At 72.6% G+C, this 24,521-nt stretch carries 23 protein-coding genes and 2 pseudogenes; 7 read left to right on the forward strand and 18 right to left on the reverse strand.

Annotated elements, in window-relative coordinates; genetic code table 11:
- Window positions 1-67: 67 nt before the first annotated feature.
- From IEZ19_RS27400 to IEZ19_RS27440, 9 genes are all read right to left on the reverse strand, one after another.
- Complete coding sequence (locus tag IEZ19_RS27400) at window positions 68-1,141, reverse strand: glutamate ABC transporter substrate-binding protein (RefSeq protein WP_506005005.1); 1,074 nt, start codon at window positions 1,139-1,141, stop codon at window positions 68-70.
- 14 nt (window positions 1,142-1,155) lie between these two features.
- Window positions 1,156-2,595 (reverse strand): GlnX family signal transduction membrane protein, encoded by a 1,440-nt coding sequence (locus tag IEZ19_RS27405; protein ID WP_189313978.1) that lies wholly within the window; start codon window positions 2,593-2,595, stop codon window positions 1,156-1,158.
- A 154-nt stretch (window positions 2,596-2,749) separates the two neighbouring features.
- Window positions 2,750-3,721, reverse strand: a complete 972-nt coding sequence (locus IEZ19_RS27410) for an N-acetylglucosamine kinase (RefSeq protein WP_189313979.1) — start codon at window positions 3,719-3,721, stop codon at window positions 2,750-2,752.
- Window positions 3,712-4,977, reverse strand: coding sequence for a 6-phospho-beta-glucosidase (locus tag IEZ19_RS27415; protein ID WP_189313980.1), 1,266 nt, complete (start codon window positions 4,975-4,977; stop codon window positions 3,712-3,714). Before IEZ19_RS27415 ends, IEZ19_RS27410 begins: the two co-directional genes overlap by 10 nt.
- A 2-nt stretch (window positions 4,978-4,979) precedes the next feature.
- The gene (locus tag IEZ19_RS27420) at window positions 4,980-5,873 is read right to left on the reverse strand and encodes a carbohydrate ABC transporter permease (RefSeq protein ID WP_189313981.1); all 894 of its coding nucleotides are present in this window, start codon (window positions 5,871-5,873) and stop codon (window positions 4,980-4,982) included.
- Window positions 5,874-5,875: 2 nt separating this feature from the next.
- Window positions 5,876-6,817 carry a carbohydrate ABC transporter permease gene (locus IEZ19_RS27425; RefSeq protein ID WP_189313982.1) on the reverse strand — a complete coding sequence of 314 codons (942 nt, stop codon included), beginning with the start codon at window positions 6,815-6,817 and terminating at the stop codon, window positions 5,876-5,878.
- Window positions 6,818-6,823: 6 nt separating this feature from the next.
- Complete coding sequence (locus IEZ19_RS27430; RefSeq protein WP_189313983.1) at window positions 6,824-8,176, reverse strand: ABC transporter substrate-binding protein; 1,353 nt, start codon at window positions 8,174-8,176, stop codon at window positions 6,824-6,826.
- A gap of 79 nt (window positions 8,177-8,255) precedes the next feature.
- Entirely contained in the window at window positions 8,256-9,467 is a 1,212-nt protein-coding gene (locus IEZ19_RS27435; protein WP_189313984.1) for an ROK family transcriptional regulator, read from the reverse strand.
- A 336-nt stretch (window positions 9,468-9,803) separates the two neighbouring features.
- Window positions 9,804-10,895, reverse strand: a complete 1,092-nt coding sequence (locus IEZ19_RS27440) for a mechanosensitive ion channel family protein (protein WP_189313985.1) — start codon at window positions 10,893-10,895, stop codon at window positions 9,804-9,806.
- 312 nt (window positions 10,896-11,207) lie between these two features.
- On the opposite strand from IEZ19_RS27440, the gene IEZ19_RS27445 reads away from it, so the two are divergent.
- Window positions 11,208-11,744, forward strand: coding sequence for an HNH endonuclease (locus IEZ19_RS27445; RefSeq protein ID WP_189313986.1), 537 nt, complete (start codon window positions 11,208-11,210; stop codon window positions 11,742-11,744).
- A gap of 92 nt (window positions 11,745-11,836) precedes the next feature.
- Here the strand turns inward: IEZ19_RS27445 and IEZ19_RS27450 are convergent, their stop codons facing one another.
- From IEZ19_RS27450 to IEZ19_RS27470, 5 genes are read right to left on the reverse strand one after another with little or no spacing between them, the layout of a single operon-like run.
- Window positions 11,837-12,439, reverse strand: a complete 603-nt coding sequence (locus IEZ19_RS27450) for a hypothetical protein (RefSeq protein ID WP_189313987.1) — start codon at window positions 12,437-12,439, stop codon at window positions 11,837-11,839.
- Complete coding sequence (locus IEZ19_RS27455) at window positions 12,436-13,761, reverse strand: hypothetical protein (RefSeq protein ID WP_189313988.1); 1,326 nt, start codon at window positions 13,759-13,761, stop codon at window positions 12,436-12,438. The genes IEZ19_RS27450 and IEZ19_RS27455 overlap by 4 nt, the downstream gene beginning before the upstream one ends.
- The gene (locus tag IEZ19_RS27460) at window positions 13,758-14,528 is read right to left on the reverse strand and encodes an ABC transporter ATP-binding protein (RefSeq protein WP_229840865.1); all 771 of its coding nucleotides are present in this window, start codon (window positions 14,526-14,528) and stop codon (window positions 13,758-13,760) included. The genes IEZ19_RS27455 and IEZ19_RS27460 overlap by 4 nt, the downstream gene beginning before the upstream one ends.
- Entirely contained in the window at window positions 14,525-15,511 is a 987-nt protein-coding gene (locus tag IEZ19_RS27465) for a zf-HC2 domain-containing protein (RefSeq protein ID WP_189313989.1), read from the reverse strand. The genes IEZ19_RS27460 and IEZ19_RS27465 overlap by 4 nt, the downstream gene beginning before the upstream one ends.
- Entirely contained in the window at window positions 15,508-16,107 is a 600-nt protein-coding gene (locus IEZ19_RS27470) for an RNA polymerase sigma factor (protein ID WP_189313990.1), read from the reverse strand. Before IEZ19_RS27470 ends, IEZ19_RS27465 begins: the two co-directional genes overlap by 4 nt.
- 150 nt (window positions 16,108-16,257) lie before the next feature.
- Here IEZ19_RS27470 and IEZ19_RS27475 point away from each other — a divergent pair, with 150 nt between their 5' ends.
- The 4 genes from IEZ19_RS27475 (at window position 16,258) to IEZ19_RS27490 (ending at window position 19,670) form a co-directional block, all read left to right on the forward strand.
- Window positions 16,258-16,506 (forward strand): hypothetical protein, encoded by a 249-nt coding sequence (locus IEZ19_RS27475; protein ID WP_189313991.1) that lies wholly within the window; start codon window positions 16,258-16,260, stop codon window positions 16,504-16,506.
- Complete coding sequence (gene malQ, locus IEZ19_RS27480) at window positions 16,507-18,591, forward strand: 4-alpha-glucanotransferase (protein ID WP_189313992.1); 2,085 nt, start codon at window positions 16,507-16,509, stop codon at window positions 18,589-18,591.
- Between the two features lie 92 nt (window positions 18,592-18,683).
- Window positions 18,684-18,935 (forward strand): hypothetical protein, encoded by a 252-nt coding sequence (locus IEZ19_RS27485; protein ID WP_189313993.1) that lies wholly within the window; start codon window positions 18,684-18,686, stop codon window positions 18,933-18,935.
- A 390-nt stretch (window positions 18,936-19,325) separates the two neighbouring features.
- Window positions 19,326-19,670 carry a hypothetical protein gene (locus IEZ19_RS27490; RefSeq protein WP_189313994.1) on the forward strand — a complete coding sequence of 115 codons (345 nt, stop codon included), beginning with the start codon at window positions 19,326-19,328 and terminating at the stop codon, window positions 19,668-19,670.
- Here the strand turns inward: IEZ19_RS27490 and IEZ19_RS27495 are convergent.
- Window positions 19,667-20,179: a MarR family winged helix-turn-helix transcriptional regulator gene (locus IEZ19_RS27495; RefSeq protein WP_229840871.1), complete on the reverse strand. Its 513-nt coding sequence runs from the start codon at window positions 20,177-20,179 to the stop codon at window positions 19,667-19,669. The two genes, IEZ19_RS27490 and IEZ19_RS27495, sit on opposite strands and share 4 nt — an antisense overlap.
- Window positions 20,180-20,308: 129 nt before the next feature.
- On the opposite strand from IEZ19_RS27495, the pseudogene IEZ19_RS27500 reads away from it, so the two are divergent.
- Window positions 20,309-20,719 (forward strand): annotated as a pseudogene (locus IEZ19_RS27500) (EamA family transporter); the annotation flags it as partial.
- Window positions 20,720-20,914: 195 nt separating this feature from the next.
- Here the strand turns inward: IEZ19_RS27500 and IEZ19_RS27505 are convergent.
- From IEZ19_RS27505 to IEZ19_RS27515, 3 genes are read right to left on the reverse strand one after another with little or no spacing between them, the layout of a single operon-like run.
- On the reverse strand, window positions 20,915-22,156 hold the full coding sequence (locus IEZ19_RS27505) for a hypothetical protein (RefSeq protein ID WP_189313995.1): 1,242 nt from the start codon (window positions 22,154-22,156) through the stop codon (window positions 20,915-20,917).
- Window positions 22,153-23,295 carry a CU044_5270 family protein gene (locus IEZ19_RS27510; RefSeq protein ID WP_189313996.1) on the reverse strand — a complete coding sequence of 381 codons (1,143 nt, stop codon included), beginning with the start codon at window positions 23,293-23,295 and terminating at the stop codon, window positions 22,153-22,155. Before IEZ19_RS27510 ends, IEZ19_RS27505 begins: the two co-directional genes overlap by 4 nt.
- Window positions 23,292-23,888, reverse strand: coding sequence for an RNA polymerase sigma factor (locus IEZ19_RS27515; RefSeq protein ID WP_189313997.1), 597 nt, complete (start codon window positions 23,886-23,888; stop codon window positions 23,292-23,294). The genes IEZ19_RS27510 and IEZ19_RS27515 overlap by 4 nt, the downstream gene beginning before the upstream one ends.
- Before the next feature lie 94 nt (window positions 23,889-23,982).
- Here IEZ19_RS27515 and IEZ19_RS51050 point away from each other — a divergent pair.
- Window positions 23,983-24,500, forward strand: a pseudogene (locus tag IEZ19_RS51050) (LysR substrate-binding domain-containing protein); the annotation flags it as partial.
- Between the last annotated feature and the right edge of the window lie 21 nt (window positions 24,501-24,521).

Consider the following 24,521-nt stretch of genomic DNA (forward strand, 5'->3'; position numbering starts at 1 on the left):
TGCTGTGTGGTCCGTGTGGGGGTCTTGTCGGTTGAAGTTCTGCCCCAAGATCGCTCGTTCGACGCCGTCAGCTCTTGCGCAGGTACTGGGGCGCGGGCGGCTTCGACGGTGCCGAGTCCTTCCCCAGTGTCGCCGACAGCCAGTTGTCGTACGACATCTGCCAGCCGTTCACGCGGTAGTCCACCAGGATCTGATTGACCCGGCGTACCAGATCGGTGGCGTCCTGTTTCATCGCCACGCCGTAGTACTCGGTGGTGAATGCGGCGCCCTTCAGTTCGACCGTCGGGTCCTGGGCGGCCTGGCTCGCGGCGAGCGCGCCGTCGGTGACCACGGCGTCGGCCTCGCCGAGCTGCAGCCGTACCAGACAGTCGAGTTGGTTGGGCACCGTGAGTGAGATGTCCGCGGACGCCGGCAGCTTGCCCGCCTTCTTGTCCCCGTCGAGTTTGGTGTACGCCGTCGAGCCGGTCGCCGTGCAGATCCGCTTCTCGCCCAGCGACTTGTCGTAGCCCGTGATCGTCGACGACTTGGGCGCCAGGACCTGCTGACCCGTCTTGAAGTAAGGGGCGGAAAACGCGACTTGGCCGATGCGGTCGCAGGTGATGGTCATCGTGCGCACCACCATGTCGACCCGGCCCTCCTGGATCGCCGGGATGCGCTGGCTGGTGGGGATGGCCTTGAACTGGACCGCGTCAGGGTCGCCGAGGATGTCCTCGGCGATCTTGTGGACCAGGTCGATGTCGAAGCCCTCCAGCTCCGCGTCCTCGTTGTTCGGGTTGCGGTAGCCCCAGCGGTAGCTGTTCTGGTCGACGCCCACGACGAGCTTGCGCTTGGCGCCCGTACGGGACTTGATGGCGTCGATGGTGGGGCCGTCCGCGCCCGACGGGGACAGCGTCTGCTTCTCCGGGTTTTCGCAGTTGTCGGCCCGCGCCTGGCTGCCCGTGGCGACGTGTCCGCCGCCGGTTCCCTCGTCGGCCCCGACGTCGTGGGTCTGCGTCAGCGGGAGCAGCAGGACGAACGCCAGCGCCAGCGCGCACAGGGCGGCCATGGCGCCGACCCCGCCCCAGCCACGCAGGGAGGCCCGCAGCCGCCGGTACAGGTGCCCGGCGCCGTGCGGGCGCCCTTCGTCACCACGCGCGACCATCGCCTGGCCCCCTCTCACCGGTACTCCGAAAGCCGGCGCCCGATGCCGAGCACCGCGCCCGCCGCGCCGAGGACGGCGAGGACGGCGGCGCCGGCGGGCAGCCCGGTCATCGCGTCCAGGCCGTTGCCGGCCGACTGCTTGAACTCGTTCTGTTCGTGCATCAGCGCGCGTGCCAGGTTGCCGTCCACGCTGTCGAAGCACTCGCCGGTCGCGCCCTTGGCACCGATCACCTTGTCGAGCGCCGTCTGGTAGTTGCCGTTCTCGTCCTCGGTGCGGGCGGAGGCGTGCCGCTCCTTCCACACCTTCATGTTGCCCTCGGCCGCCACCACCGGCTTGCTGCCCGAGCTGTCGTCGGCGAGCTTCTCCGCCTGGGCCAGACCCTTGCCGAGGACGGCCATGTCCTTGTCGAAGTCGTAGTAGTAGGCGTCGTACGTCTGGTCGCCCACCTTGACCGTGTCGGCGCCGCGCGCCACCAGGCTCAGGTTCTCGTTGCCGCGGGCCTTGAGGGAGGCGATGCGGGCGTCGTGCAGCACGTTCAGCGAGCGGACGCCGTGGTCGTACGAGCCGTTGAGGCTCGCGCGGGCGACGGTGTGGCCGACGACCAGCCACAGCAGGACCACCGTGGCGGTGCCGGTGGCGGCGACGAGGCCGTGGTTGAGGACCCGGTTGGTGTGGCGGTAGTTGCGTCGCTGGGCCCAGGCGAGCGCGGCGAGGGCGACGACACCGAGGGCGATCGCGGCCCACGGATACGGCGTCGCGTCGCCGTAGTCGTCCCGCAGGTGCTGGTTCTCCTTCTTGTAGAGGTCCTCTGCCGCCGGGAGCATCTGCTTCTGCATCACGTTGTTCGCGTACCGCAGATACGCACCGCCCACCGGGTAGCCCTGCCGGTTGTAGGTGCGGGCCCGCTCGACCAGGCCCTTGTACCGCGGCAGCAGCGTGTTCAGCCGGGAGATCGTCTGCGCGGACGGCGAGTTCGGCTCCGAGTTGGCGGCGGCCGTGACCAGCTTGGCGGCGGCCGTGCGGATGTCCTTCTCGTACCGGTCGCGCGAGGCGGCCGTTTCCTGGCCGCCCGCCAGGAAGCCGCTGGAGGCGGCCGTGTTGGCGTCCGCGAGCGAGCGGTAGATGTCGGCCGCGTCAGAGCTGAGCGGCTGGCTGCTGTGCAGCACGTCGTCGGCGGCGGCCGCCCGGTCGGTCATCTGCCAGGCCGTGACCGCGCCGAACGCGACGACCAGCAGGGCGAGGACGGCACCGATCAGGCGCAGCCGGCCCGGCTCGGTGGTCGCGGCAGCGCGCACCCGGTCGGCGCCCTCGGCGAACGCCGTACGGCGTGTCGGCGCGGCCGGTCCGGCGGGTGCGGGGGCCCCGGGCTGCGGCGGGATCGCGGGCATCGTGGGCACACCGGAGGCCGGTCCCGGCCCGGGCGGTGCCGAGCTGCTCTTCGGCGGATATGTCACTTCGACCTCCCCCATGGTCACGTTCGCCGCCAAGTATCGCCCCCGGGGCCGACATCCGCACCGGGCTTAACTGGATCTTGAGCCTAGTCCCACGTCCCTGCCCATGAATACGCGACGGGAATCCGTTCGGTTCCCCCGTGTCCGCGAGGGTTGCTCAGGATTCCCAGTAGGCCCGTGCCCGCTCCAGCGCCCCCGTCCCCGCGCCCACCCGGTCGAGGCCCAGCAGGGCCGCCCCCAGCACCGGGCTCGCGGTCACCACCCGAGGTACCGCCTTCGGTGCGCGTGCCGCCAGCAGCTCCCTTATGCCGTCGTCGAGTTGGGCCTGCCCGGCCGCCAGGACGCCGCCGCCCAGCAGTACCGGGGTCTCCTCGTCCAGCAGGTCGAGGCGGGACAGGGCGACCCCCGCCATGGTCACCACCTCCTCGGCGAGCCGGTCGACGAGGGAGCGGGCGATCGCGTCGCCGCGTTCGGCCGTCGCGAACAGCACCGGCGTCAGTTCGTGACGGCGGGCGTGCTCGACGCGCTCCAGGTGCAGCGCCTCGATGAGCCCGTACATGGAGTCCAGGCCGAAGTGGGCCGGGAGGGTGCGGGCCAGGTCCGTCGGCTCGCCCCGGCCGTCCTCCGCCCGCGCCGCGAACCACAGCGCCTCCTCGGCCAGCCCCCAACCGCCGCCCCAGTCCCCGGAGATGCGGCCGATGGCCGGGAAGCGGGCGGTGCGGCCGTCGGGGCGCATGCCGACGCAGTTGATGCCGGCCCCGCACACCACGGCGACGCCCAGTGGCTCGGCGACGCCCGCGCGCAGGATCGCGAAGGTGTCGTTGCGCACCTCCACCGCGTCGCCCCACGCGCGCGCGTGCAGCGCGGCGGCCAGTTGTTCCTCCTCGACGGGCAGGTCGGCGTTGGCCAGACACGCCGAGACGTGCGCGACGGAGGTGACACCGGCTGCGGCGTACGCGCGCGTGACCGCCGCCGCCAGCTCGTCCACCGCCTCCGTCACGCCCACGGCGGGTGGCCGGAAGCCTCCCCCGCGGGCCGTGGCGAGGACGTGCCCCTCGGCCGTCAGCACCGCGACGTCGGTCTTGCTGTTGCCCGCGTCGATGGCGAGGACACTTGCTCTCAGGCCCACGCGAGGTGCTCCCGGTTGTGCGCGATCAGCTGGTCGGTGAGGGTCTCGGCGTATTCGTACTGGCCGATCAGGGGGTGGGACAGCAGGGCCTTGAACACCCGGTTCCGGCCGCCGCGCAGTGCCGCCTCCAGGGCGAGGTCCTCGTACGCCGTCACGTTCGCCACCAGCCCCGCGAACAACGGGTCGAGCTCGGGCACCGGCAGCGGGACGGCGCCCTTGGTGCCGACCGCGGCCTGCACCTCGATCACCGCGTCGTCCGGCAGGAAGGGGAGCGTGCCCTTGTTGTACGTGTTGACCACCTGGTAGGGGCTGCCACCGCCGCCCAGCAGGGACGCCGCCAGGTCCACGGCGGCCTCGGAGTAGTAGGCGCCGCCCCGCTCGGCGAGCAGCGCGGGCTTCTCGTCCAGGGCCGGGTCGCCGTACATCTCGAGCAACTGCCGTTCCATCTCGGCGACCTGCTCGGCGCGCGACGGCTTCGTGCGCAGTTCCCGTACGACCTCGTCGTGGGCGTAGTAGTAGCGCAGGTAGTACGACGGGACCACGCCGAGGCGGTCGAGCAGGGTGCGGGGCAGATGCAGGTCGTCGGCGATGGCGTCGCCGTGCTCCGCGAGCAGCTTGGGCAGGACGTTCTCGCCCTCGGGGCCGCCCAGGCGCACGCCGGTCTCCCAGGTGAGGTGGTTGAGGCCCGCGTGGTCGAGGTGGACGTCGTGCGGCGAGGTGCCCAGCATGGCCGCGAACTTCCGCTGGAAGCCGATCGCCACGTTGCACAGCCCGACGGCCTTGTGCCCGGCCTGCAGCAGGGCGCGGGTGACGATGCCGACGGGGTTGGTGAAGTCGATGATCCAGGCGCCGGGGTTCGTACGGCGGACCCGTTCGGCGATGTCGAGGACCACCGGCACCGTGCGCAGCGCCTTGGCCAGGCCGCCCGCGCCGGTGGTCTCCTGGCCGATGCAACCGCACTCCAGCGGCCAGGTCTCGTCCTGCTGCCGGGCCGCCTGGCCGCCGACGCGCAGCTGGAGCAGCACCGCGTCGGCGCCCTCGACGCCGGCGTCCAGGTCGGAGGTGGTGACGATCCGGCCGGGATGCCCCTGCTTGGCGAAGATGCGGCGGGCCAGGCCCCCCACCAGCTCAAGGCGTTCGGCGGCCGGGTCTACGAGGACCAGCTCCTCGACGGGCAGGGTGTTCCTCAGCCTGGCGAATCCGTCGACGAGTTCGGGGGTGTAGGTCGAGCCTCCGCCGACCACGGTGAGTTTCATGCTTAACCCTTCACTCCGGTGAGCGTGACGCCCTCGACGAACGCCTTCTGGGCGAAGAAGAACACGAGGATCACGGGGGCCATGACCAGCACGGTCGCGGCCATGGTGAGGTTCCAGTCGGTGTGGTGGGCGCCCTTGAAGGACTCCAGGCCGTAACTGAGCGTCCAGGCACCGGGGTTCTCGGACGCGTAGATCTGCGGGCCGAAGTAGTCGTTCCAGGCGTAGAAGAACTGGAAGAGCGCGACGGCCGCGATGCCGGGCCGGGCCATCGGCAGCACGACCTTGAGCAGGGTGCGCAGGTCACCGCAGCCGTCCACCCGCGCCGCGTCCAGATACTCGTTGGGAATGGTCATCAGGAACTGGCGCAGCAGGAAGATGGAGAACGCGTCGCCGAACGCCATCGGGATGATCAGCGGCCACAGCGTGCCCGACAGGTCCAGCTGCTTCGCCCAGAACAGATACATCGGAATGATGATGACCTGCGGCGGCAGCATCATCATCGAGATCACCAGCATGAGTGACAGATTCCGGCCCCGGAAGCGGAACTTGGCGAGCGCGTACGCCACCGGGATCGACGACACGACGGTCAGGACGGTGCCGAGGCCGGCGTAGATCAGCGTGTTCTTCCACCAGGTGAGGAAGCCCGGTGTGTCGAACACCTTCCGGTAGTTGACCCACTCCCAGGTGTCCGGGACCAGGTCCCGGCTCAGCGCCTGGGAGTCGCTCATCAGGGACGTCAGGAACACGAACACGAACGGCAGGACGAAGAACAGCGCGGCGGCGACGCCGAGGGCGTGGACGGCGATCCACTCCAGGAGCGCCCTGCGGCGGGCGGTGCGCGCGGCGGGCGACACAGGAGTTCTCAACTCCACCGGTTTGTCCAGCACTTGGGCCATGGTCAGTCACCTGCCTGGATCAGGCCGCCCCGGCGCCGCATCAGGAACGCGGTGAACACCATCGACAGGGCGAACAGTACGAGGGCGACGACACACGCGGCGCCGTAGTCGAACCGCTGGAAGCCGAGGTTGTAGACGAGCTGGGGGAGCGTGAGCGTGGACTTGTCCGGATACCCGGGCTCGAACTGCGTGCCCGCGCCCTGGATCACGCCCGAGGCGACCTTCCCGGCGATCAGCGGCTGGGTGTAGTACTGCATGGTCTGGATCACGCCCGTGACGACGGCGAACATCACGATGGGGGAGATGTTCGGCAGCGTGACGTACCGGAAGCGCTGCCAGGCCGAGGCGCCGTCCAGCTCGGCGGCCTCGTACTGCTCGGTCGGCACGTCGAGCAGCGAGGCCATGAAGATGACCATCAGGTCGCCGACGCCCCACAACGCCAGCAGGGTCAGGGCCGGCTTGGACCAGGTGGGGTCGTTGAACCAGCCCGGCGCCGGCACGCCGACCCTCTCCAGGATCGAATTGACCGGACCGGTACTGGGGTTGAGGAGGAAGGCGAAGGCCATCGTCGCGGCGACCGGCGGGGCGAGATAGGGCAGATAGAAGAGGGTGCGGAAGACACCCGTACCCGTCTTGATCTTCGTGATCAGCATCCCGACGCCGAGCCCGAACACGACCCGCAGGCTCACCGTGATCAGGACCAGCCACAGGGTGTTGCGCAGGGCGGGCCAGAACAGGGGGTAGTGCTCGAAGACGTACGTCCAGTTCTTCCCGCCGCTCCACGTCGGCGGCTTGAAGCCGTCGTAGTGCATGAACGAGAAGTAGACCGTGGAGATCAGCGGGTACGCGAAGAAGACCGCGAAGCCGATGAGCCACGGCGACATGAAGGCGACCGTACGAAGCGCCGCCCGGCGGCGCTTCGACGCGAGAGTGACCGTACTCATCAGGAGTTACTTCGCCTGCGCGATGTCCGTGTCGATCTGCGCGGCCGTCTTCTTCAGGCCCGCCGGGAGGTCGGTGGCCTTGCCGCTCTCGTAGTCGTAGCCGAACTGCTGGATCGTCACCAGGTACACGCCGCCGTTGATCGAGGCGGGAGTCGTGGTCGAGTTCGGGTTCGCGGCGATGTCCAGGAACGTCTTGAAGCGCGGGTCGTACTTCAGCTTGGGCGACTTGAGCGCTTCGAGCGTGGACGGCACGTTGTGGATCGCGTTGGAGAAGCCGACCACGGCGTCGGTGTCCGTGGTCATGTACTTCACCAGTTCCCAGGCCGCGTTCTGCTTCTTGCTGGTGGCGGCGATGCCGGCGATGGTGCCGGTGATGTAGCCCTTGCCGTACTGCGCGGCCTGGTCGTCCGGCACGGGCAGCGGTGCCACACCGATCTCGAACTTCGGCTTGGCCTCCTCGGCCATGCCGAGCCGCCACTCGCCGTCGAGCTGCATGGCGACCTGCCCGGTGTGGAAGGGGTGCTTGGCGCCCCACTCGTCGCCGAGCGTGGCCCGGTACTTCTCCAGCTCCTGGTAGCCGCCGAGTTCGTCGACGAGCTTCTTCTGGAGGGTGAAACCGGCCTTGAAAGCGGGATCCTCGGCGAGGCTCGACTTGCCGCTGGAGTCGAAGTACGTCGGCGAGAACTGCGCGAAGTAGTGCTCGGTGGTGGACTCCCAGCCGTGGTAGTTCGGCATGAAGCCGAGCTGCTTGTAGCTGTCGCCGTCCGGGATCGTCAGCTTCTTGGCGTCGGCCTCGAACTCGGACCAGGTCTTGGGCGGGGCGGAGATGCCGGCCTTCTCGAACGCGGTCTTGTCGTAGTAGAGGCCGTACGCGTCGCCCAGCAGCGGTACCGAGCAGCGGTCGCCGTCGAACTGGGTGTACTCGTTCATCGCCTTCGGGAACGTCTTCTGCGGGTCGATGCCCGCCTTCTCGAAGAAGGGGTTCAGATCGACGAGTGCGCCGGACGAGCAGAACTTGCCCACGTTGTTGGTGGTGAAGGAGGAGACGACGTCGGGCGCCTTGTCGCCGCCCGTGCGCAGCGCCTGGTTGATCTTGTCGTCGGTCATGTTGCCGACGACGTTGACGTGGATGTTGGGGTGGGTTTTCGCGAAGCCCGTGATCAGCGACTTGACGGCGGCGACCTCGTTCGGCGCGCTCCAGGCGTGCCAGAAGTTGATGGTCGTCTCCTTGGAGGCGTCGTCGGTGGCGCCGGAGCCGGACTGCCCGGTACAGGCGGTGGTGAGCAGGGCCAGCGAGGCGGTGAGAGTGGTGAGGGCGAAGGCCGACTTCCGGGCCACGGCGGGTATGACTTCGGGCATGGCTGGGTCTCCCTGGGACGGGCGGTGAGGGAAAGGGACTCGGGAAGGGGGATGAGGCCGTGCGGGGAGGCGTGGGGGCTCAGCGCGAGGTGTCGAAGACCTCGTCACGGGTGGTCGCCAGCGCGCGCTCCAAAGCGCCGCGCAGCACCGGGTGTTCGCGCACGTCGCCGACGACGAGCCGCGGACGGGGTGCCGCCAGCTCCTCCAACTCGGCCTGGACGAGGGCGCGCAGCACCTCGCCGCCCGAGGTGAGGGCGGTGCCGCTGAGGACGACGAGCTCGGGGTCGAGGACGGCGACGAGCGAGGCGAGACCGGTGGCGAGCCGCGTCGCGTAGGTCCGCAGCAGCTCCCGGTACGGACCGGAGACGTGATCGGCGGCGCGCGCCACGAGTTCTGCGGCGACATCGGTGTACGGCCCCGCCGGCACGTCCGCGATGCCGAGCTCGCGGGCCAGCCGGGGTACCGCCTGCGAACCGGCGAGTTCCTGGTAACCGCCGCTGTTGGCCTTCGTCACCTGGCGCACGAGCGGCGCGCCCGGCACGGGCAGGAAGCCGACCTCACCGGCACCGCCTGTCCACCCCCGGTGCAGCCGGCCACCGAGGACCAGGGCGGCACCGAGACCCTCCTGGTTCCACAGCAGCACGAAGTCGCCGTGGCCCCGGGCCGCGCCCAGCCGTTGCTCGGCGAGGGCGACGAGGTTGACGTCGTTCTCGTACTCGACGGGCATGGGCAGCGCGGCGGCGAGTTCGTCGAGCAGCGAGGGGGAGTGCCAGCCGGGCAGATGGGAGGCGTACCGCAGCCGCCCGGTGTTGGGGTCGAAGGCGCCGGGGGTACCGATGACGATCCGGCGGACGTCGTCCCTGGCCAGCCCGGCCGCCTTGACGGCCCCGTCGAGGGCGTCGCCGACCTGCCGTACGACGGGATGGGCGGGCCGCCTCCCCGGCGTCGGGAGCTCGAACTCGCCCACCGTGCGGCCGGTGATGTCGGCGACGGCTGCGCGGATGCGGACGGGGGTGACGTCGAGGCCGGCCGCGTAGGCGGCGGCCGGATTGACGGAATACAGCTGGGCGTTGGGCCCGGGCCGTCCCTCACTCGTCCCGGTGGCCAGCACCAGCCCCGCCGACTCCAGACGGGCGAGCAACTGCGAGGCGGTGGGCTTGGAGAGCCCGGTGAGCTTGCCGATCCGGGTGCGCGACAGCGGGCCGTGCTCCAGCAGCAGGTCCAGTGCGGCGCGGTCGTTCATGGCGCGCAGGACGCGTGGGGTACCCGGCGTACCGGCGGATCCTGCCATGCGTGTCGCCACCTGCCTCTCCGGCTGCCCAGCCTTCCAGTGACATGGGCATTTCGTCCACCCGGTGATCACTGTTAGGAAAGTTTCCTATTGGGTTGGGAGGAACGTAAGCCCGGGGTGAAGGAGGCGTCAATAGACATCGCCCCCGCGGCAACGGAGTCGTTACCTCGGGGGGTGCGCACTGCCCTCGCGGAGGAAGGAGGTGGTGTCGAGGTGAGATGGTCCAGCGCCGGGACATTCGGTCGAACGAGCGTGCTGAACCGTTCCGCCTGCCCGCACGCACAGAGGGCGGCGCCCGGAATGCTCCGGGCGCCGCCCCTGCGAGCAGACCGCCCCTTACTTCGTCGGCGGCCTCTGCTGCGCTATCGGTGTCGTCGCGACGGATTGGGGAGACGTCGCGTCGTTGAAGGCCGACGGGGCTGCCACCGTTGCCGTGGGGTCGGGGATGTCGTCCTCCGGGGGCACCGGGAGGCCGCCCACGAAGCGGATCGACGCCGCGTCGAAGGCCCGCTTGATCCGCCACCGCAGCTCCCGCTCGACCGACAGCGACTTGCCCGGCATCGTCTTCGCCGAGAGGCTCACCACCATCGAGTCGATCAGCACGCTGTCCAGGCCGAGCACCTCGATCGGGCCCCACAGGAGCTCGTTCCAGGGCTCCTCCTTGCTCATCGTCTCGGCGACTTCGTCGAGTGTGGCCCTCACCCGGTCCAGGTCCTCCGACGGGCGCACGGTCACCTCCACGCCCGCCGTCGCCCAGCCCTGCGAGAGGTTGCCGATCCGTTTGACCTCGCCGTTGCGGACATACCAGATCTCACCGTTCGCACCGCGCAGCTTGGTCACGCGCAGCCCGACCTCGATCACCTCGCCGGTGGCCACCCCCGCGTCGATCGAGTCGCCGACGCCGTACTGGTCCTCGAGGATCATGAACACCCCGGAGAGGAAGTCCGTCACCAGGTTGCGCGCGCCGAAACCGATCGCGACACCGGCGACACCCGCGGACGCGAGCAGCGGGGCCAGGTTGATCTGGAACGACGCCAGCACCATCAGCGCCGCCGTCCCCATGATCAGGAACGACGCCACCGACTTCAGCACCGAACCGATCGCCTGCGAACGCTGCCGCCGCCGCTCGGCGTTGACCAGCAGCCCGCGCAGCGCCGTGCCCTCGACCGCCTCGGCCGTCCTGCTCATCCGGTCGATCAGCTTGGTGATCGCCCGCTGCACGACCACTCTGAGCACGGTCGCGATCACCAGGATCAGCACGACCCGCAGGCCGATCGCGAGCCAGGTCGACCAGTTCTGCTCGACCCAGCCGGCGGCGTTCGTCGCGTGCTCCTGGGCGTCCTGGAGCGTGGGGACCGTCACCTCCGTCCCCGAGGAGGACGGCGACGGTGACGGACCGGCGGCCAGTAGGACGGCGGGCAAGGACACGGCAGGTACCTCCAGGTGCAGCACTGTCGGTCCGGCGGTGCGGTCAAGGGCGTGAGGATCACGGGAGGGTCACCGGACGGACAGAACCAACACACTAACGGGGCATTGTGTGCGACCCGTGCGGCCTGCATGAGAGAGACCGGCTCACCTGGGCTTGAACGGGCCGTGATCCGGGGGATGAATTCAGGTGTGGTCGAAAACACTCCCAGCCCGTTACCGGGACATGGTGGCGCTTCCACCAGGCATGAGGGGAGACTGGCTGCAGATCGTCCCGGCGCGAGCCACGCGCCGCCGGCGTACAAGGAGGCATCCGTGCCGCACGTCCTGGTCCTCAACGCGTCGTACGAGCCGCTCGGCGTCGTACCGCTCCGCCGCGCGCTCGTCCTCGTCCTGGAGAACAAGGCAGTCTCCCTCGAGGAATCCGGCGCCTTTATGCACAGCGCAACTGTCACTGTCCCCGCACCCAGCGTGGTCCGGCTCAAGCGATTCGTACGGGTTCCCTACCGGGGGCCCGTTCCTCTGACCCGCCGGGCGCTGTTCGCCCGCGACGGGGGCCGGTGCATGTACTGCGGTGGCGTCGCAACCAGCGTCGACCACGTCATCCCGCGCAGCCGCGGGGGCAAGCACGTCTGGGACAACGTGGTGGCCTCCTGTCGCCGCTGCAACCACGTGAAGGCCGACCGTCACCTGGTCGAGATCGGCTGGCGGCTGCGCCACAAACCCGCACCACCCACCGGACTGGCCTGGCGCATCATCGGCACCGGCCATAGGGATCCGCGCTGGCTGCCGTACTTGCAGCCGTACGGCGCGGACGAGGCCTTGGCCCGGATCGACGGCATATCCGCCTGACGACCCGGGCCTTCGCACACCCGGGGCACCCCGTGGCCGTCCCTGGTGCTGTGACCGGAAAGGTTCACCGGCAAACCTTCCCGGCCACAGCACTAGCCGCGGGGCCCTTCGGGGCGCGCGCCGAGGACCACGTACAGCGCGCCACCCACCACGAACGCGCCCAGCGCCGCCGCCCACGCGCCCGGCTGCGCCCCCGGCTGCATCGGCCACGCCCACACCGTCGCCGCGCGCCCCCGCACACCCGAGGACCCCAGATACACCGCGCTGACGTACCCGAAGGCCGGCAGCCAGCTCAGCCGGGCACCCAGCAGGACCGCAGCGGCCGCAGTCACTCCCGTGCAGCCCAGCGTGTTGCGGATCAGCGCCGGAGGGCCGAACACGTCCGGATGCCCGAGCACGGCCGGCGACATCAGCGCCGCAGCCAGCGCGGTCAGCCCGGCCAGCTGCCCGAGCCGCAGCGGCCACCAGGGGCGTACGGCGGTACGGTCCAGCTCGTCCGACGGCGTACGCAGGCTCGCGCCGATCATGGCGGCCGCCAGCAGTGGGGCCAGGGCGACGATCGGGACCCGGCGGTCGGGATCGAGATACATCTCCATGCGGTGCGCCGCCCACAGCGCGAAGACGGCGGTCCCGGCGAGTGCGGCCAGGGTGACGGGGAGGGCGCGGGAGCGGGCGTAGAGGAGGGGGCCGGTCACAGGGTCGGCACCTCGTTCAGACCGGCGCAGGTGCCCGCCGCCGCGAAGTACGCCGAGAGCCAGTCGCGGCGCTCCTCGTCGCCCATCGCGGCGAGACGGGCGCGGGCCGCGCGCCGCTTCTGGAGCTCCGCGCGCTGGGCAGGGGTGCCCCGGGCGGACAACTCGTCGAAGTACGCCTCCCCGGGACTGGGGGCCAGGTAGTGCTCCACAGCCTCGTCGGTCCGGTACACCCGCGGGGGCACCTCGTCGCACTCGTCGTGGCCGCTCAGCGCCGCCACCGACTGCCACGCGAAGTCCACGGGATCGGTGAGCCGCCCCCGTACGAGGGACCAGCCGATCGGTGTGAGGTTCGGCAACTCGGCCTCGCCGCCCCTCGGAGCCCCCAGGTGGTCCTCCCACCGTACCGGCACATTCCGCACCCCCTCCAGCTTCCCGGTGACCCCCGACAGCGCCTTGGACACCTGGGGCAGCAGGCCCGCGTACCGGGCGTTGACGCAGACCGCCGGAGTGACGGACGTGTCGCACACCTGGCGGCGGGCGAGCGGGTCGGTGTGCCACAGGCCGTCGCCGGTCAGGACGAGCAGCGCGCCCGCGGTCGTCGCGGCGGCCAGCGGAAGCAGGGCGCCGGCCCGGCGCCGGGCCGCGTACGCCAGCACCGCGGCCGCCGCTAGACCCGCTGTCCACACAGCCATCGCCACGGACTGCCACCACAGCGGGACCGAGTCGTCCCCGGCCGGGAACGCCGGGTTGAGATGACGCCCGGCGCCCTCCCGGCTCACCGCCAGAATGCCGAGTCCCACGTACCCGGCCATCGCCAGCAGCGGGGCCGCGAGCCGCGACGGCACCGCGCGCCCCACCACGTGCCCGGCGAGCACGGCCGACGCCGACGCCACCACGTCCCCGGGCACCAGCGCGAGGTGCGGCCGGTCGCCGAGCGCGTACGGCCAGGTGGCGAGCAGGGCCAGGCCCACCGCGAGCAGCTGGCCGACGGCCACCCATACGGCGACGGGCAGGGCCGAGGCCAGGAACCGGGCGAGCGGCGGACGTACCGCCGTCGTCAGCAGTTCCCCGGTACGGCGCCGGCGCTCCCGCCCGCCCTGCCGGCAGCCGGCCGCGGCCGCCAGGGGTACGACGATCAGCTGGGCATTGTGCAGTTCGGTGGCCGTCTCCGCCCAGCCGCCCTGCCAGCGCGGCGAGGAACCGGCCAGCAGCACGCCGAGCGTCAGCACGACGGCGGCCCCGGCCCAGGAGGCGAAACCGCGGACGGTCTCCGCCCGCAGGGGGTGCCCGGTGATCGTCCGGACGGTCGGGAGAGAGGTCATCGCGCCGCCCCCGCCGCCGATGTCCGATGCGCCCGCAGCGCCGCCGTGTAGCCGCGCTCCATCGGATGGTCGCCAGTGCCCTCCGAGCTCTCGCCGAGGGCGATGAGTGTGTCCGGGTTGCCCTGGTAGGCGATCCGGCCCGCGTCGACGAGGGTGACCTCCGTGCAGGCGGCGGCCACGTCCTCGACCAGGTGCGTGGAGACGATCACCGTGGCGGCCGTGCCCAGTTCGCGCAGCAGCGCACGGAACTCGACGCGCTGCTCGGGGTCGAGCCCGGCGGTGGGCTCGTCGAACAGCAGCAGGCGCGGCTCGTTGACGATCGCCTGGGCGATGCCGACGCGGCGGACCATGCCGCCGGACAGCGTCCGGATCCGCACGTCGATGCGGTCGGCGAGTCCGACCCGCGCCACGGCGCGTTCGACGGCGGCCGGGATGGCGGCGGCGGGCAGCTCCTTGAGCCAGGCGACGTACGCCACGAACTCCCGGACCGTGAACCCCGGGTAGTAGCCGAACTCCTGTGGCAGATATCCCAGTCTACGGCGCACCTCGCCGCGCCGCCGGTGGTCGGACAGGTCCTCGCCGAGGATCTCCACCCGGCCACCGGACGGCCGCGCGACCGTCGCCAGGACCCGGATCAGCGACGTCTTGCCCGCCCCGTTCGGCCCGAGCAGCCCATGCACACCCGTGCCGAGCGTGAGATCGACACCGTCCAGCGCGACGGTCCTGCGGTGCCGGACGCGCAGGCCCGTCACTCGTATCGTGCTCACGGCTCCTCCATGCGGTCGTAGGTGGGACGGCGCAGCGTCAGCACGACGGCGCACAGCACGGCCGCCGCCGCCCAGCCGCCCTGCGCCACCGCCCCGTCGAGACAGCGGGCGAGTTGCTCGGCCAGTCGTGCGGTGAGGCCGCCGGCGGGTTCGGCGAGTGCGGGCGCGAGGACGGCGGCCAGCCAGCCGCCCCCGGTCACGGCCGTCGCGGTACGGCAGCCGATGTACGAGGCGAGTGCCAGTGAGGCCAGCGTCAGCGCCAGTCCCGGCAGCAGCCAGGCCGCGGCTCCCGGGGCGCCCGACGCGGGCAGCAGCAGGCCGGTCAGGGTCAGCAGCGGCAGGCTCACCGCGAGGACGGCGACCGACCGGGTCAGCGCCAGTCTCAGGCCACCGGACGGGGTGGCCGAGGTGATCTCGTGCAGCGGGTCGGCGTGCGGGCCGTAGGACAGGGCGACCCCGGCGACGGGCACGACCGGCGCGACGGCCAGCAGCAGCGTCCGTACGCCCTCGACTGCGCCGGTGTGCGCCAGGACCAGCGCGCCGACGGCCACGAGGAGCACGGCGGGCAGCCAGGCCCCGCGCACGGCAGGGCCGGCGGCCCACAGGGCACGGACGAGACGGGGGACGGAGCGGGGGCGCCGCGAGGCAGGGGGGCGGAGGAGCGTGTACCCGCGCCGGAACGCCCGCACGCGGACCCCGGCGCGCACCGCCGCCGACCGCACCGGGGCAGCCGCCGCCGCGGACCGCGCCGAGGCCGCCCCGAGTGCCGCCGCCGGTGCCTCCCGCAACACCGCCTCCCGTACTTCCCCGAGCACCGCCCCGGCCGCGGTCCCCCGTACCGACGCCGACACCCGCGCCGCGCACGCCCCGCACCGCTCCAGGTGCTTCTCCAGGGACCACGCGTCCGGATCCGGAAGGGTGCCGTCCGTGTAGTGGGCCACGAGGTCGTCGGTCGCGTGCCAGACGTGTGCGTTCCCGGTCATGCCGGGCCTCCCGTCGGAGCCGGGTTCAGCCGGGCCAGAGCCGCGCGCAGCTCGGCGCGGGCGCGCAGGGCGCGGGACTTGACCGTGCCCTCGGGTATGCCGAGGAGGCGGGCGGTCTCGCGGGTGGTCAGGCCGTCGACGACGGTGGCCCGCAGGACGTCGCGCAGCTCGGGGGAGATCCGGTCGAGAGCGGTGCCGACATCGCCGTACTCCAGGCCGGCCAGCACCCGCTCCTCGGTGGACGGCGCGGGCTCGTGCCACGTGTCGGGGCGCTCCCCGCGCGCCGCCCGCTCCTGCGCCCGGCGCGCGTCCACCAGCCGGCGCGCGGCGATCGTCCACAGCCAGCCGCCGGCCTCCTGACCGCGATGCCCGGCCGCCGACCGCCACACGGTCACGAACGTGTCCTGGAGCACCTCGCGCACGACCTCGGGGTCCGCGCACCGCCGGGTCAGCCGCGCGTGCAGCCAGCCGGCATGCCGGTCGTACAGGACGGCCATCGCTGCCGAGTCCCCGTCCGCGACGGCCCGCAGCAATGCCGCGTCGCTCTCCGCGTCGTCCTTCTCCCGGTGGCCCCCCACGGGGCGGAACAGTCTCACACCCGCTCTATCGGCCGCCCCCTCGCCGCCGGTTCACGGCACGGCGCTGACCAGGTCTCCAGCAGCCGTCGAGAGTGCCGTCCCGCGGACGGGGTAGGCCTCCAGCAAGCCGCCAGAAGCAGTACTCGCCGTACCCACAAGGAGACCCCCGTGGCCGCACCGGCTCACCTCACGATCCCGGCCCAGTCCAAACCCGTGCCGGGGCCCGCCGCAGAACCGGACGAGGCCCACGTGTGCGTGTTCAGCGCGGAGGGCGCCTGCGCCGAGGCGCCGCTGACCAGCGAGCCGCCCCTGCCGGACGCCGAGGCGCCGCTGACCAGCGAGCCGCCGCTGGCCGACGCCGCCGCGCTGACCAGTGAGTCCGATGCCAGTGCGGACGCCTTCGGCGCGGTGCTGTAGGTGATCGCGCCCGGGTCGGCCGAGTCCGCCGACGAGGAACTGTCCCGGCTCGCCGAGCTGCACGGCGTCGCCACCTCCTACAGCCCCTCCCCGGACCGCACGGTCGCCGCCACCGCCGGCGCCGTCGTGGCCGCCCTGGCCGCACTCGGCGTCGACGCCGGCACCCCGCACGACGTACGCACCGCACTCGCCGACAGCGAACGCGAACTGCGCGAGCGGCTGCTGCCGCCGACCGTGGTCCACTGGGCCGGCACCCCCGGAAACACCTTCACCGCACTGCCGCCCGGCACCCGCCTGCGCGTGGAGACCGAGCAGGGCGACGTGCGTGACGACGCCGGGCATCTCCCGCACGGCGTGCACCGCGTCACGGCCACCGCCCCCGACGGGCGGACCGCCGAGGCGTATCTGATCGTCGCCCCGTCCCGGTTGCCGACGCCCACCGGCCGCTCGTACGGGCTCCTCGTCCAGCTTTACTCCCTCCTGTCCGAACGCTCCTGGGGCATGGGCGACCTCGGCGACCTCACCGAGCTGGCCGTCTGGGCCGGACGCACCGCCGGCGCCGGATTCGTGCAGGTCAACCCGTTGCACGCGGCCGTGCTCGGCACTCCCACCGATCCGTCTCCCTACCGCCCCTCCTCCCGCCGGTTCCCCGACCCGGTGCATCTGCGGGTGGAGAACATCCCCGAGTTCGCCTACGTCGAGGACCGCGAACGCGTCCGCGCGCTGCTGGAACGCGCCGACCGGCTGCGTGAGGCCGTGCTCGCCAAGGGCGCGCTGATCGACCGCGACGCGGTGTGGGAGCTGAAGCGCGAGGCGCTGGAACTGGTGGTGCGGGGCGTGTCGCCCGGCCCCGGACGGCAGGCCGCCTACGCCGACTTCCTCGCCGAGGAGGGCCAGGCCCTGGAGGACCACGCCACCTGGTCCGCGCTCGCCGAGACGTACGGCCCCGACTGGAGCCGCTGGCCGGAGGGCCTGCGCGACCCACGCTCGGCCGAGACCGCCCGGGCCCGCGCCGAGCTGATGGACCGCGTCGACTTCCATGCCCGCCTCGCCTGGCTCACCGAGACCCAGCTCAGCGCCGCCCAGCGCGCGGCGCGCGAGGCGGGCATGCCGGTCGGGATCGTGCACGACCTCGCCGTCGGCGTGCACCCCGGCGGCGCCGACGCCTGGGCGCAGCAGGAGTACTTCGCGGCCGGGATGTCCGTGGGCGCCCCGCCCGACGCCTTCAACGCCCGCGGCCAGGACTGGGGCCTGCCGCCCTGGCGCCCCGACCGGCTGGCCGCGTCCGGTCACGCGCCGTACCGCCACCTCCTGCGCGCCCTGTTCCGCTACGCCGGCGCCCTGCGCATCGACCACGTCATGGGCCTGTTCCGGCTGTGGTGGGTGCCCCGGGGACAGCCGCCCACGGAGGGTACGTACGTCCGCTACGACGCCGAGGCCATGCTCGCCCTCCTCGCTCTGGAGGCCTCCCGTGCCGGGGCCGTGGTGATCGGCGAGGACCTGGGCACCGTGGAGCCCGGCGTCCGCGAGACCCTGCACCGGCGCGGGGTGCTCGGCACGTCCGTGCTGTGGTTCGAACGCGACTGGGAGGGCGACGGCCACCCCCTGCCCCCCGAACGCTGGCGCGCCGACTGCCTGGCCACCGCCACCACCCACGACCTCCCGCCCACTGCCGCCCGTCTCACCGGCGAGCACGTCGAACTCCGTGACAGCCTCGGCCTGTCGACCCGGCCGCTGGAGGAGGAGCGGGCGGCCGCCGCCGCGGACACGGGGGAGTGGCTCGCCCTGCTCATGCGGCTCGGCCTGCTCGACGGCACGGCCGGCGATCCTTCGCCCGCCGCCGAGGAGGCGCAGATCCAGGCCGTCCACCGCTTCCTGCTGCGCACCCCCGCCCGCATGATCGGCGTCTGGCTCCCGGACGGCATCGGCGACCGCCGCCCGCAGAACCTTCCCGGCACCTGGGACGAGTACCCGAACTGGCGCCTGCCCGTCGCCGACGCGGAGGGCCGCCCGGTGACCCTGGAGGAACTGGTCGCGTCCCCGCGGCTGCACGCCCTGCTGGAGGTCCTGAGACAGGAGGGGTGAGAGTCCCGGCGAGGACTGCCCGGTGGGTGCCGCGGCTCTGGCTACGGCACCCCGGACGCGCGGCTCGTTCGGGCGTTCGCTACTTTGGCTGTGTGGACAAGAAGAACGCCCTGCGCGCCGGCGCCCTGGCTGCCGGTACGACGCTGATGATGCTGCTCATGTCGTCCCCTGCGCTCGCGCTCACGCGCGACGACGGCGACGACCCCGGCACGGGCCTGAGCGTCATCGAGACGCTGGGTCTCTACGTCGTGGCCCCCATCGCCCTTTTCGTGATCATCGCGGGTCTGGTGCTGGCTTTCGACAAGTCCAAGTACCGCGTGACGAAGGGCAAGGCGAAGGCCTGAGCCCGTCCTGACTCGAGCGTCCACCGAGGGCGCCGTCCGCCCGGGATCGTACGAGCAGGAGTCGTACGGCGGTCAGGCCGGCGCCCTCGGTGCGTTTCCGCGGGTCCGGCTCGCAGGGGCCCAAGGGAGGGCACCGGGCGAGTGACCGCGGTACGGCCGTACTCGTACGCCCCGAACGGACAGGTGGCCTGGGGCGCCGACGCCACCGACCCCGCGTCGATCGAGAGCGCGCCTGCCGTTCACGCGGGCCAGGGCAGGCGCCGCCGCAGGCGTTCCTCGATTCCGTCACCGCTTCGTGAGCGGAACGGCAGGCCCCGGCCGCGTACCCGATTCGCCTCGTTCGCCCCGGCGACGCCCGTACGTCGCGCCTGGGGCCCAGGCTCTTGGGCCATGGCATCGATATCCGGCGCGAGGGTGCCGGCGGGTCCGGGGCTGTCCTCGGCGATGGGCAAGGTCGTCCCGTTCGTCCCTCTCGGCGCAGTCGCGGTCCTGTTGCTGGAATCGGCCACCGACTTCTTCCCCGACGACCCGATCGCGGGCGTCCTGACCCCGACGCGGCTCGTGCTGCTGATCGGCCTGGCCGCCATGGCCGTACCGGTGCCGGGCCGGCCGCGGGACTTCCGTACCCGGCTGGACCCGCGCAGCAGACGCGGCCCCGGCACGCCCCTCATGCCCCCGAAACGGCAGGCGTGGCCGCCCGCTTCACCCTGCCACGGGACGCCCAGGGCGTCCTAGGGCTGCTGCTTCCGCGCGGTGCCCGCCAGCAGCTCCCGCAACAAGTCGGCCAGTTGGCCGGCCTGTTCGGCGTTCAGGGCGGAGAGCGCGTCCGTCTCCTCCGCGAGGCCGGCGCCGACCGCGTCGTCGATCAGCCGCAGCCCCTCCGGCGTCAGCGTCACCTGGAGGCCGCGCCGGTCGTGCGGGTCGGGGGAGCGGCGCAGCAGTCCGGCCCGCTCGAGTTTGTCGAGGCGGCCGGTCATGCCGCCGGTGGTGAGCATGAGCGTGGCCGACAGGCTGCGGGGCGAGAGCGTGTAGGGCCGGCCGGCGCGGCGCAGGGTGGCGAGCACGTCGAACTCGCCGCGCGAGATGCCGAAGTGCGCGTACGCCTTCTCCATGCGGTCGCCCATCGCGCGCGAGAGCCGGAAGATCCGCCCGAAGACCTCCATCGCCGAGGTGTCGAGATCGGGCCGCTCCCGCGCCCACTGTTCGACGATGGCATCGACGGGGTCGCTGTGCTGTGCGCTCACGCGGTGAGTATCCCCGGGGTCCCGGTCAGCCGCAAGAATCTGGCTTGACGCTAAGTAGCTTAACGCTAAGCTAGTCAGCGTTGACCTATTGGATCCGACCATCCGGCCCCGTCCCGAAGGGTGCCTCCCATGGCCACCAGCCGCACGGCGCTCATCGCTCTCTCCGCCGTCACCGCCCTCGCCCCCATCTCCTGGGGCACCACCTATGCGGTCACCACCGAGTTCCTCCCGCCCGACCGCCCGCTGTTCACCGGGCTGATGCGCGCCCTGCCCGCCGGTCTCCTCCTGGTCGCCCTCGCCCGGGTGCTGCCCCGTGGCGCCTGGTGGTGGCGGGCCGCGGTCCTCGGCGCGCTCAACATCGGCGCCTTCTTCCCGCTGCTGTTCCTGTCCGCGTACCGGCTGCCCGGCGGGATGGCCGCCGTCGTCGGCTCGGTCGGGCCGCTGTTCGTCGTCGGCCTCTCGGTGCCGCTGCTCGGGCAGCGGCCCACCGTACGCACCGTGCTCACCGGGGTCGCGGCGGCGTTCGGGGTCAGCCACGTTCGTCGACGTCACCGGCGGGATGGTGCCGCGCTGAGCACGAGCGAGGGGCGCCCGGTGGATCACCGGGCGCCCCTCGGCACCGTACGGACCGGGCGCCCGCCGCCCGGGTCGTCAGCGTGCCGAGGCGCCGAGCCCGGAGGACATCGCGTCCGCGCTCGACGCCGCCGTCGGAGCGTGGCCCTCACCGGCCGTTCCTCACTGACCGTCCGTCAGCGCCATGAGCGGGGCGGGGTCCTGGTCGGGATCGGCCTTCACCCCGACCAGAGTGGTCCGCCCGTCCGCGGACACCGCGACGCCGTTCGGGTCGAAGAAGGTGCCGGACGGGAGGGCGAGGGAGCGCCAGTCCCGGTCGTCGAGTCGCATGGCGTATCCGTCCGCGCCGGGGCCGGGGAACGGTGCCCGAGTGGTGCGGCCGACGGCGGTGACGCCGCCGTCCGGGGTCGCCGTCACCGCGCTGAGCCGGCCGGCCTGCGGCGGCGCGTCCACCTGGCGCCAGCGGCGGCCGTTCCAGTGGGCGACGAGCGCCTGGCCCGGGTCCTCGTCGTCGCGGACGATCCGGCCGACCGCCCAGACGTCGCCGGGTCCGGTGGCGGCGACAGCGTTGAACTCACCGTTGCTTCCGTCCAGGGCCGGATCGGCGACGTGCGTCCAGCCCTGGCCGTCGAAGTGGAGCAGGACGGGCTGGTCGTCGGGGCCGTAACCGACCGCCCAGACATCGTCCTCGGCGATGGCGGTGACGCCGTTCAGGCCCCACGCGTCCGACGGTTCCGGCAGGGGCACCTGCTGCCACGCGGTGCCGTCCCAGTGCTCTACGAGGCCCTCCTGGTGCGACTCGGGGGGAGCGGGCTTGCCCGTGGGGCCGGGGGCACCGGAGCCGTCCCGGATCTGGGCCCAGCCCACCGCCCATACGTCGTCGGCCGAGGTGCCCGACACGGCGAGCAGACCCGCACTGGAGGCGTCGGTCCCCGTGGGAGCAGGCGCCGGGACCAGCCGCCACGCGGTGCCGTCCCAGTGCTCGGTGACGATGCCCCCGACGGCGTCGCTGTCGTCGCCGACCACCCAGCCGTCCTGGCCGGAGAGAGCGGTGACCGCGTTGAACCGGGTGGTGGTGCCGTCGGGCAGGGGTGCGGTGCCCGCGGCGGTCCAGCCCTGGGCCGCCCCGTCCTGACGGGTCAGCAGGATCGGTGTCAGCTGGTGGGCCTTGCCGACCGGCGTCGAACGGAAGCCGACGGCCCAGGCCGTACGGGCATCGGGCCGGGTCACGCCCAGGAGGTTGCCGGCGTCCGGCAGGGTCTGCGCCTGCCACGTCGCCGGGTCGGCGGCCGAGGCCGGGTCCGAGGCTCCTGTGAGGACCAGCGCCACGGTCGCGGTGGCGACCAGGGCCTTTGCCTGGAACACCGTCAAGTCGAGCTCCATGTCGGTGAGTTCCGCGCTCATGTGCGGGGGGAGGTGGTGGGTCCGACCCTGTGGTAGGTCGTGCGTTCGACCAACTGGCCGCGATGCAGGGCGGGTCGGCCGCCCCTGTGGTCGCGCCCCTCGGGGACGCCTCCGAATGCGGACTCCGGCTGCGGACGGTTGGCCTCGGGGACCGCGGGCATCGCCTGGGCGGCCCTGATGACGGTTTCGAGCAGCGTTCCGTCGTCGGGATCGACGATGTAGCGGACGACGATCTTGCCGGCGGCGCGTTCCACCGCCGTCCCGTGCCGGCCGGTGCTGTCGGTGACCTTGCCCACCAGGCGCACACCGGGCAGATCCGCCGCCACGCGGTAGAGGGCGGCGCGCAGCTTGGGTGGCGCGGGGGAGAGCAACAGGTCGCCGACGGCGGAGAAGACACCCTCGGAGGGGTCCAGTGCGGGATCGGCGTACGAGCCCAGACGGCGTCGCAGTTCGGCCGTACCCGTGGGCAGCCGGTCGATCTCGTCCCAGCTCAGCATGTGGACGCCGATGAGGAAGCCGACGGGTCCCGGGCTCGACTTGTCCCCGCCCTTGGGAGACAGGACGCGCATGTGCGAGGTCAGGCCCGCGCGATGCGCCGACAGGATCTGCGCCTCGGTCCGGGAACCGTCGGCGGCGGTCCTGGTGAACCGCACCTCCCAGTACGGTGCGTTCGCCCAGGAGACCGGCCGCGCCGATTCGACGTCTGCGACGTCGCGCAGGAAGGCCGAGGCGCTGGTGACCGTGGTCCCGGATCCCCCCCGGGCGGATCCGTGCGGGCCGGGAGTACCCGTCGTGCCGAGCACGACGGCGACGGCCGCGGCCGCTGCCACGCCCGCGGTGACGGCGACGCGCAGGCCCCGGCGGCGCCTGCGGGGGGCTGAGGTGATCGGGACGACCACGTCGTCACTGCCGCTCTGAGAGGCGATGTCGCGTCGCACGGCCTCGGCGACGGTCGCGCGGGCCGCGGCCAGGACCTCGGGCCGCGGCCCGGGCACCCGGCCCGCCTCGACCAGCCCGTCCCAGCCCCGGATGTCGTGGGCCGGGTCGGCGAAGCCGAGGGAGGAAGCATCGAGGGGCGAGCCCGGGAAGGCCGAGGGGGCGGGGGGCTGGGGGGACGGGAAGTCGGTTGCGTCGTTCATGCGGAGCCACCGTTCGCAGAGACGGTCGGGTTCGTGAGGGGCGGGACGCCGGGTGCCGCACCGGAGTGGGCGCCGAGCAGCCCGCGCATCCGGGTGCGGGCGCGGTGCAGCCGCGAGCGGGCCGTGCCGGGCGGGATGCCCGTGACCTGCGCGGCCTCGCTGGGCGTGAGTTGCTCCCAGGCGATGAGCAGGAGCAACTCGCGCTCGTCCGCGGTAAGTTCGTTCAGGGCCGCGCGCAGGGCCGGTAGCAGTGACGCGGCGTCCAGCCGCGCGTCCACGGCCGACCAGTCGTGCTCGTCCGCACCGTTTCCGTGCCCGGATGCGCGCGCGGCGGACGCGGCTCGCCGCCAGTGCGCCAGCACGTGGTTGCGGGCGATGCCGAAGAGCCAGCTCCGTACCGAGCCGAGGGCTCGGTCGTAGTCGGCGCGCCGCGCGTAGGCCGCGAGCCAGACCTCCGAGAGCAGGTCGTCGGCCGCGGGCCCGCAGCGCCGCGTCAGATACCCGTGCAGGGCGGCCGCGTGCCGGTCCACCAGAGGTTCGAATGCCGCCGGATCGTGCCGAGAGCGGTCGGCCAAGTCTTCATCGGTTTCCACCTGTGCTCCTTGACCAGGCCCCGCGGTGGGGCCCTCACCTCTACTTGTCGCGAGTCCTGTGAGCGTTCGCCCGTGCGCGCGGTGCGCCGCGAAGGCCGTGGACCTCGCCGTGCACGGCGGCGTGGAGCGGCTGCGGGTGTCCCGTCCGGCGCTCGACGTGCGCGTACGGGAGGCGGAGGCGGTCGGGCGCAGGAGCTGGTGTCCGGCGGAGACGTCGACCTCGCCCTGTCCCTCGCCGCGCACGCGCCGACCGCGCGGGACCCGAGTTCATCAGGGTGCCGCTGCCGGCCGACCCGCTGGACGTCGCCCTGCCCGCGGGACGTCCGTTCGCCGGGGCGCGGAGCTCCGGCCGCCGACCTGTCCGAGGAGCCGTGGATCTCCCGGGGTTGCGGCCCCCGGCCCTGGAGCACCACGGCGGTGTGCGAGGGGCGGGCCGGTACCGCTGCAGGCGCACAGCGCGGCCGGCTGGACGGCGATCCTCGCGATGGTCGAGGCGGGGACGGGCCGTTCCTGGTGCCGTGCCTGGCCGCGGTGCGGCGTGACGGGGTGCGGGAGCCGGGAGCCGACCGGCCTTACCGGCACGTGGTCGCGGCGGTGCGGAGGGGCAACGAAGTGCACCGAGGGCGCCACAGC

The sequence above is a fragment of the Streptomyces brasiliensis genome (assembly GCF_014647875.1).
GTDB classification, from domain to species: domain Bacteria; phylum Actinomycetota; class Actinomycetes; order Streptomycetales; family Streptomycetaceae; genus Streptomyces; species Streptomyces brasiliensis.

Excerpts from the sequence above, each read along its gene's own strand:
- IEZ19_RS27400 (WP_506005005.1), bottom strand. The coding sequence starts at position 1,141 with ATGGTCGCGCGTGGTGACGAAGGGCGCCCGCACGGCGCCGGGCACCTG.
- IEZ19_RS27505 (WP_189313995.1), bottom strand. The coding sequence starts at position 22,156 with ATGAGCGCGGAACTCACCGACATGGAGCTCGACTTGACGGTGTTCCAG.
- IEZ19_RS27465 (WP_189313989.1), bottom strand. The coding sequence starts at position 15,511 with ATGACCGGGAACGCACACGTCTGGCACGCGACCGACGACCTCGTGGCC.
- IEZ19_RS27415 (WP_189313980.1), bottom strand. The coding sequence starts at position 4,977 with ATGAAACTCACCGTGGTCGGCGGAGGCTCGACCTACACCCCCGAACTC.
- IEZ19_RS27420 (WP_189313981.1), bottom strand. The coding sequence starts at position 5,873 with ATGGCCCAAGTGCTGGACAAACCGGTGGAGTTGAGAACTCCTGTGTCG.
- IEZ19_RS27430 (WP_189313983.1), bottom strand. The coding sequence starts at position 8,176 with ATGCCCGAAGTCATACCCGCCGTGGCCCGGAAGTCGGCCTTCGCCCTC.
- IEZ19_RS27435 (WP_189313984.1), bottom strand. The coding sequence starts at position 9,467 with ATGGCAGGATCCGCCGGTACGCCGGGTACCCCACGCGTCCTGCGCGCC.
- IEZ19_RS27510 (WP_189313996.1), bottom strand. The coding sequence starts at position 23,295 with ATGAACGACGCAACCGACTTCCCGTCCCCCCAGCCCCCCGCCCCCTCG.
- IEZ19_RS27490 (WP_189313994.1), top strand. The coding sequence starts at position 19,326 with ATGGCATCGATATCCGGCGCGAGGGTGCCGGCGGGTCCGGGGCTGTCC.
- IEZ19_RS27455 (WP_189313988.1), bottom strand. The coding sequence starts at position 13,761 with ATGACCTCTCTCCCGACCGTCCGGACGATCACCGGGCACCCCCTGCGG.
- IEZ19_RS27425 (WP_189313982.1), bottom strand. The coding sequence starts at position 6,817 with ATGAGTACGGTCACTCTCGCGTCGAAGCGCCGCCGGGCGGCGCTTCGT.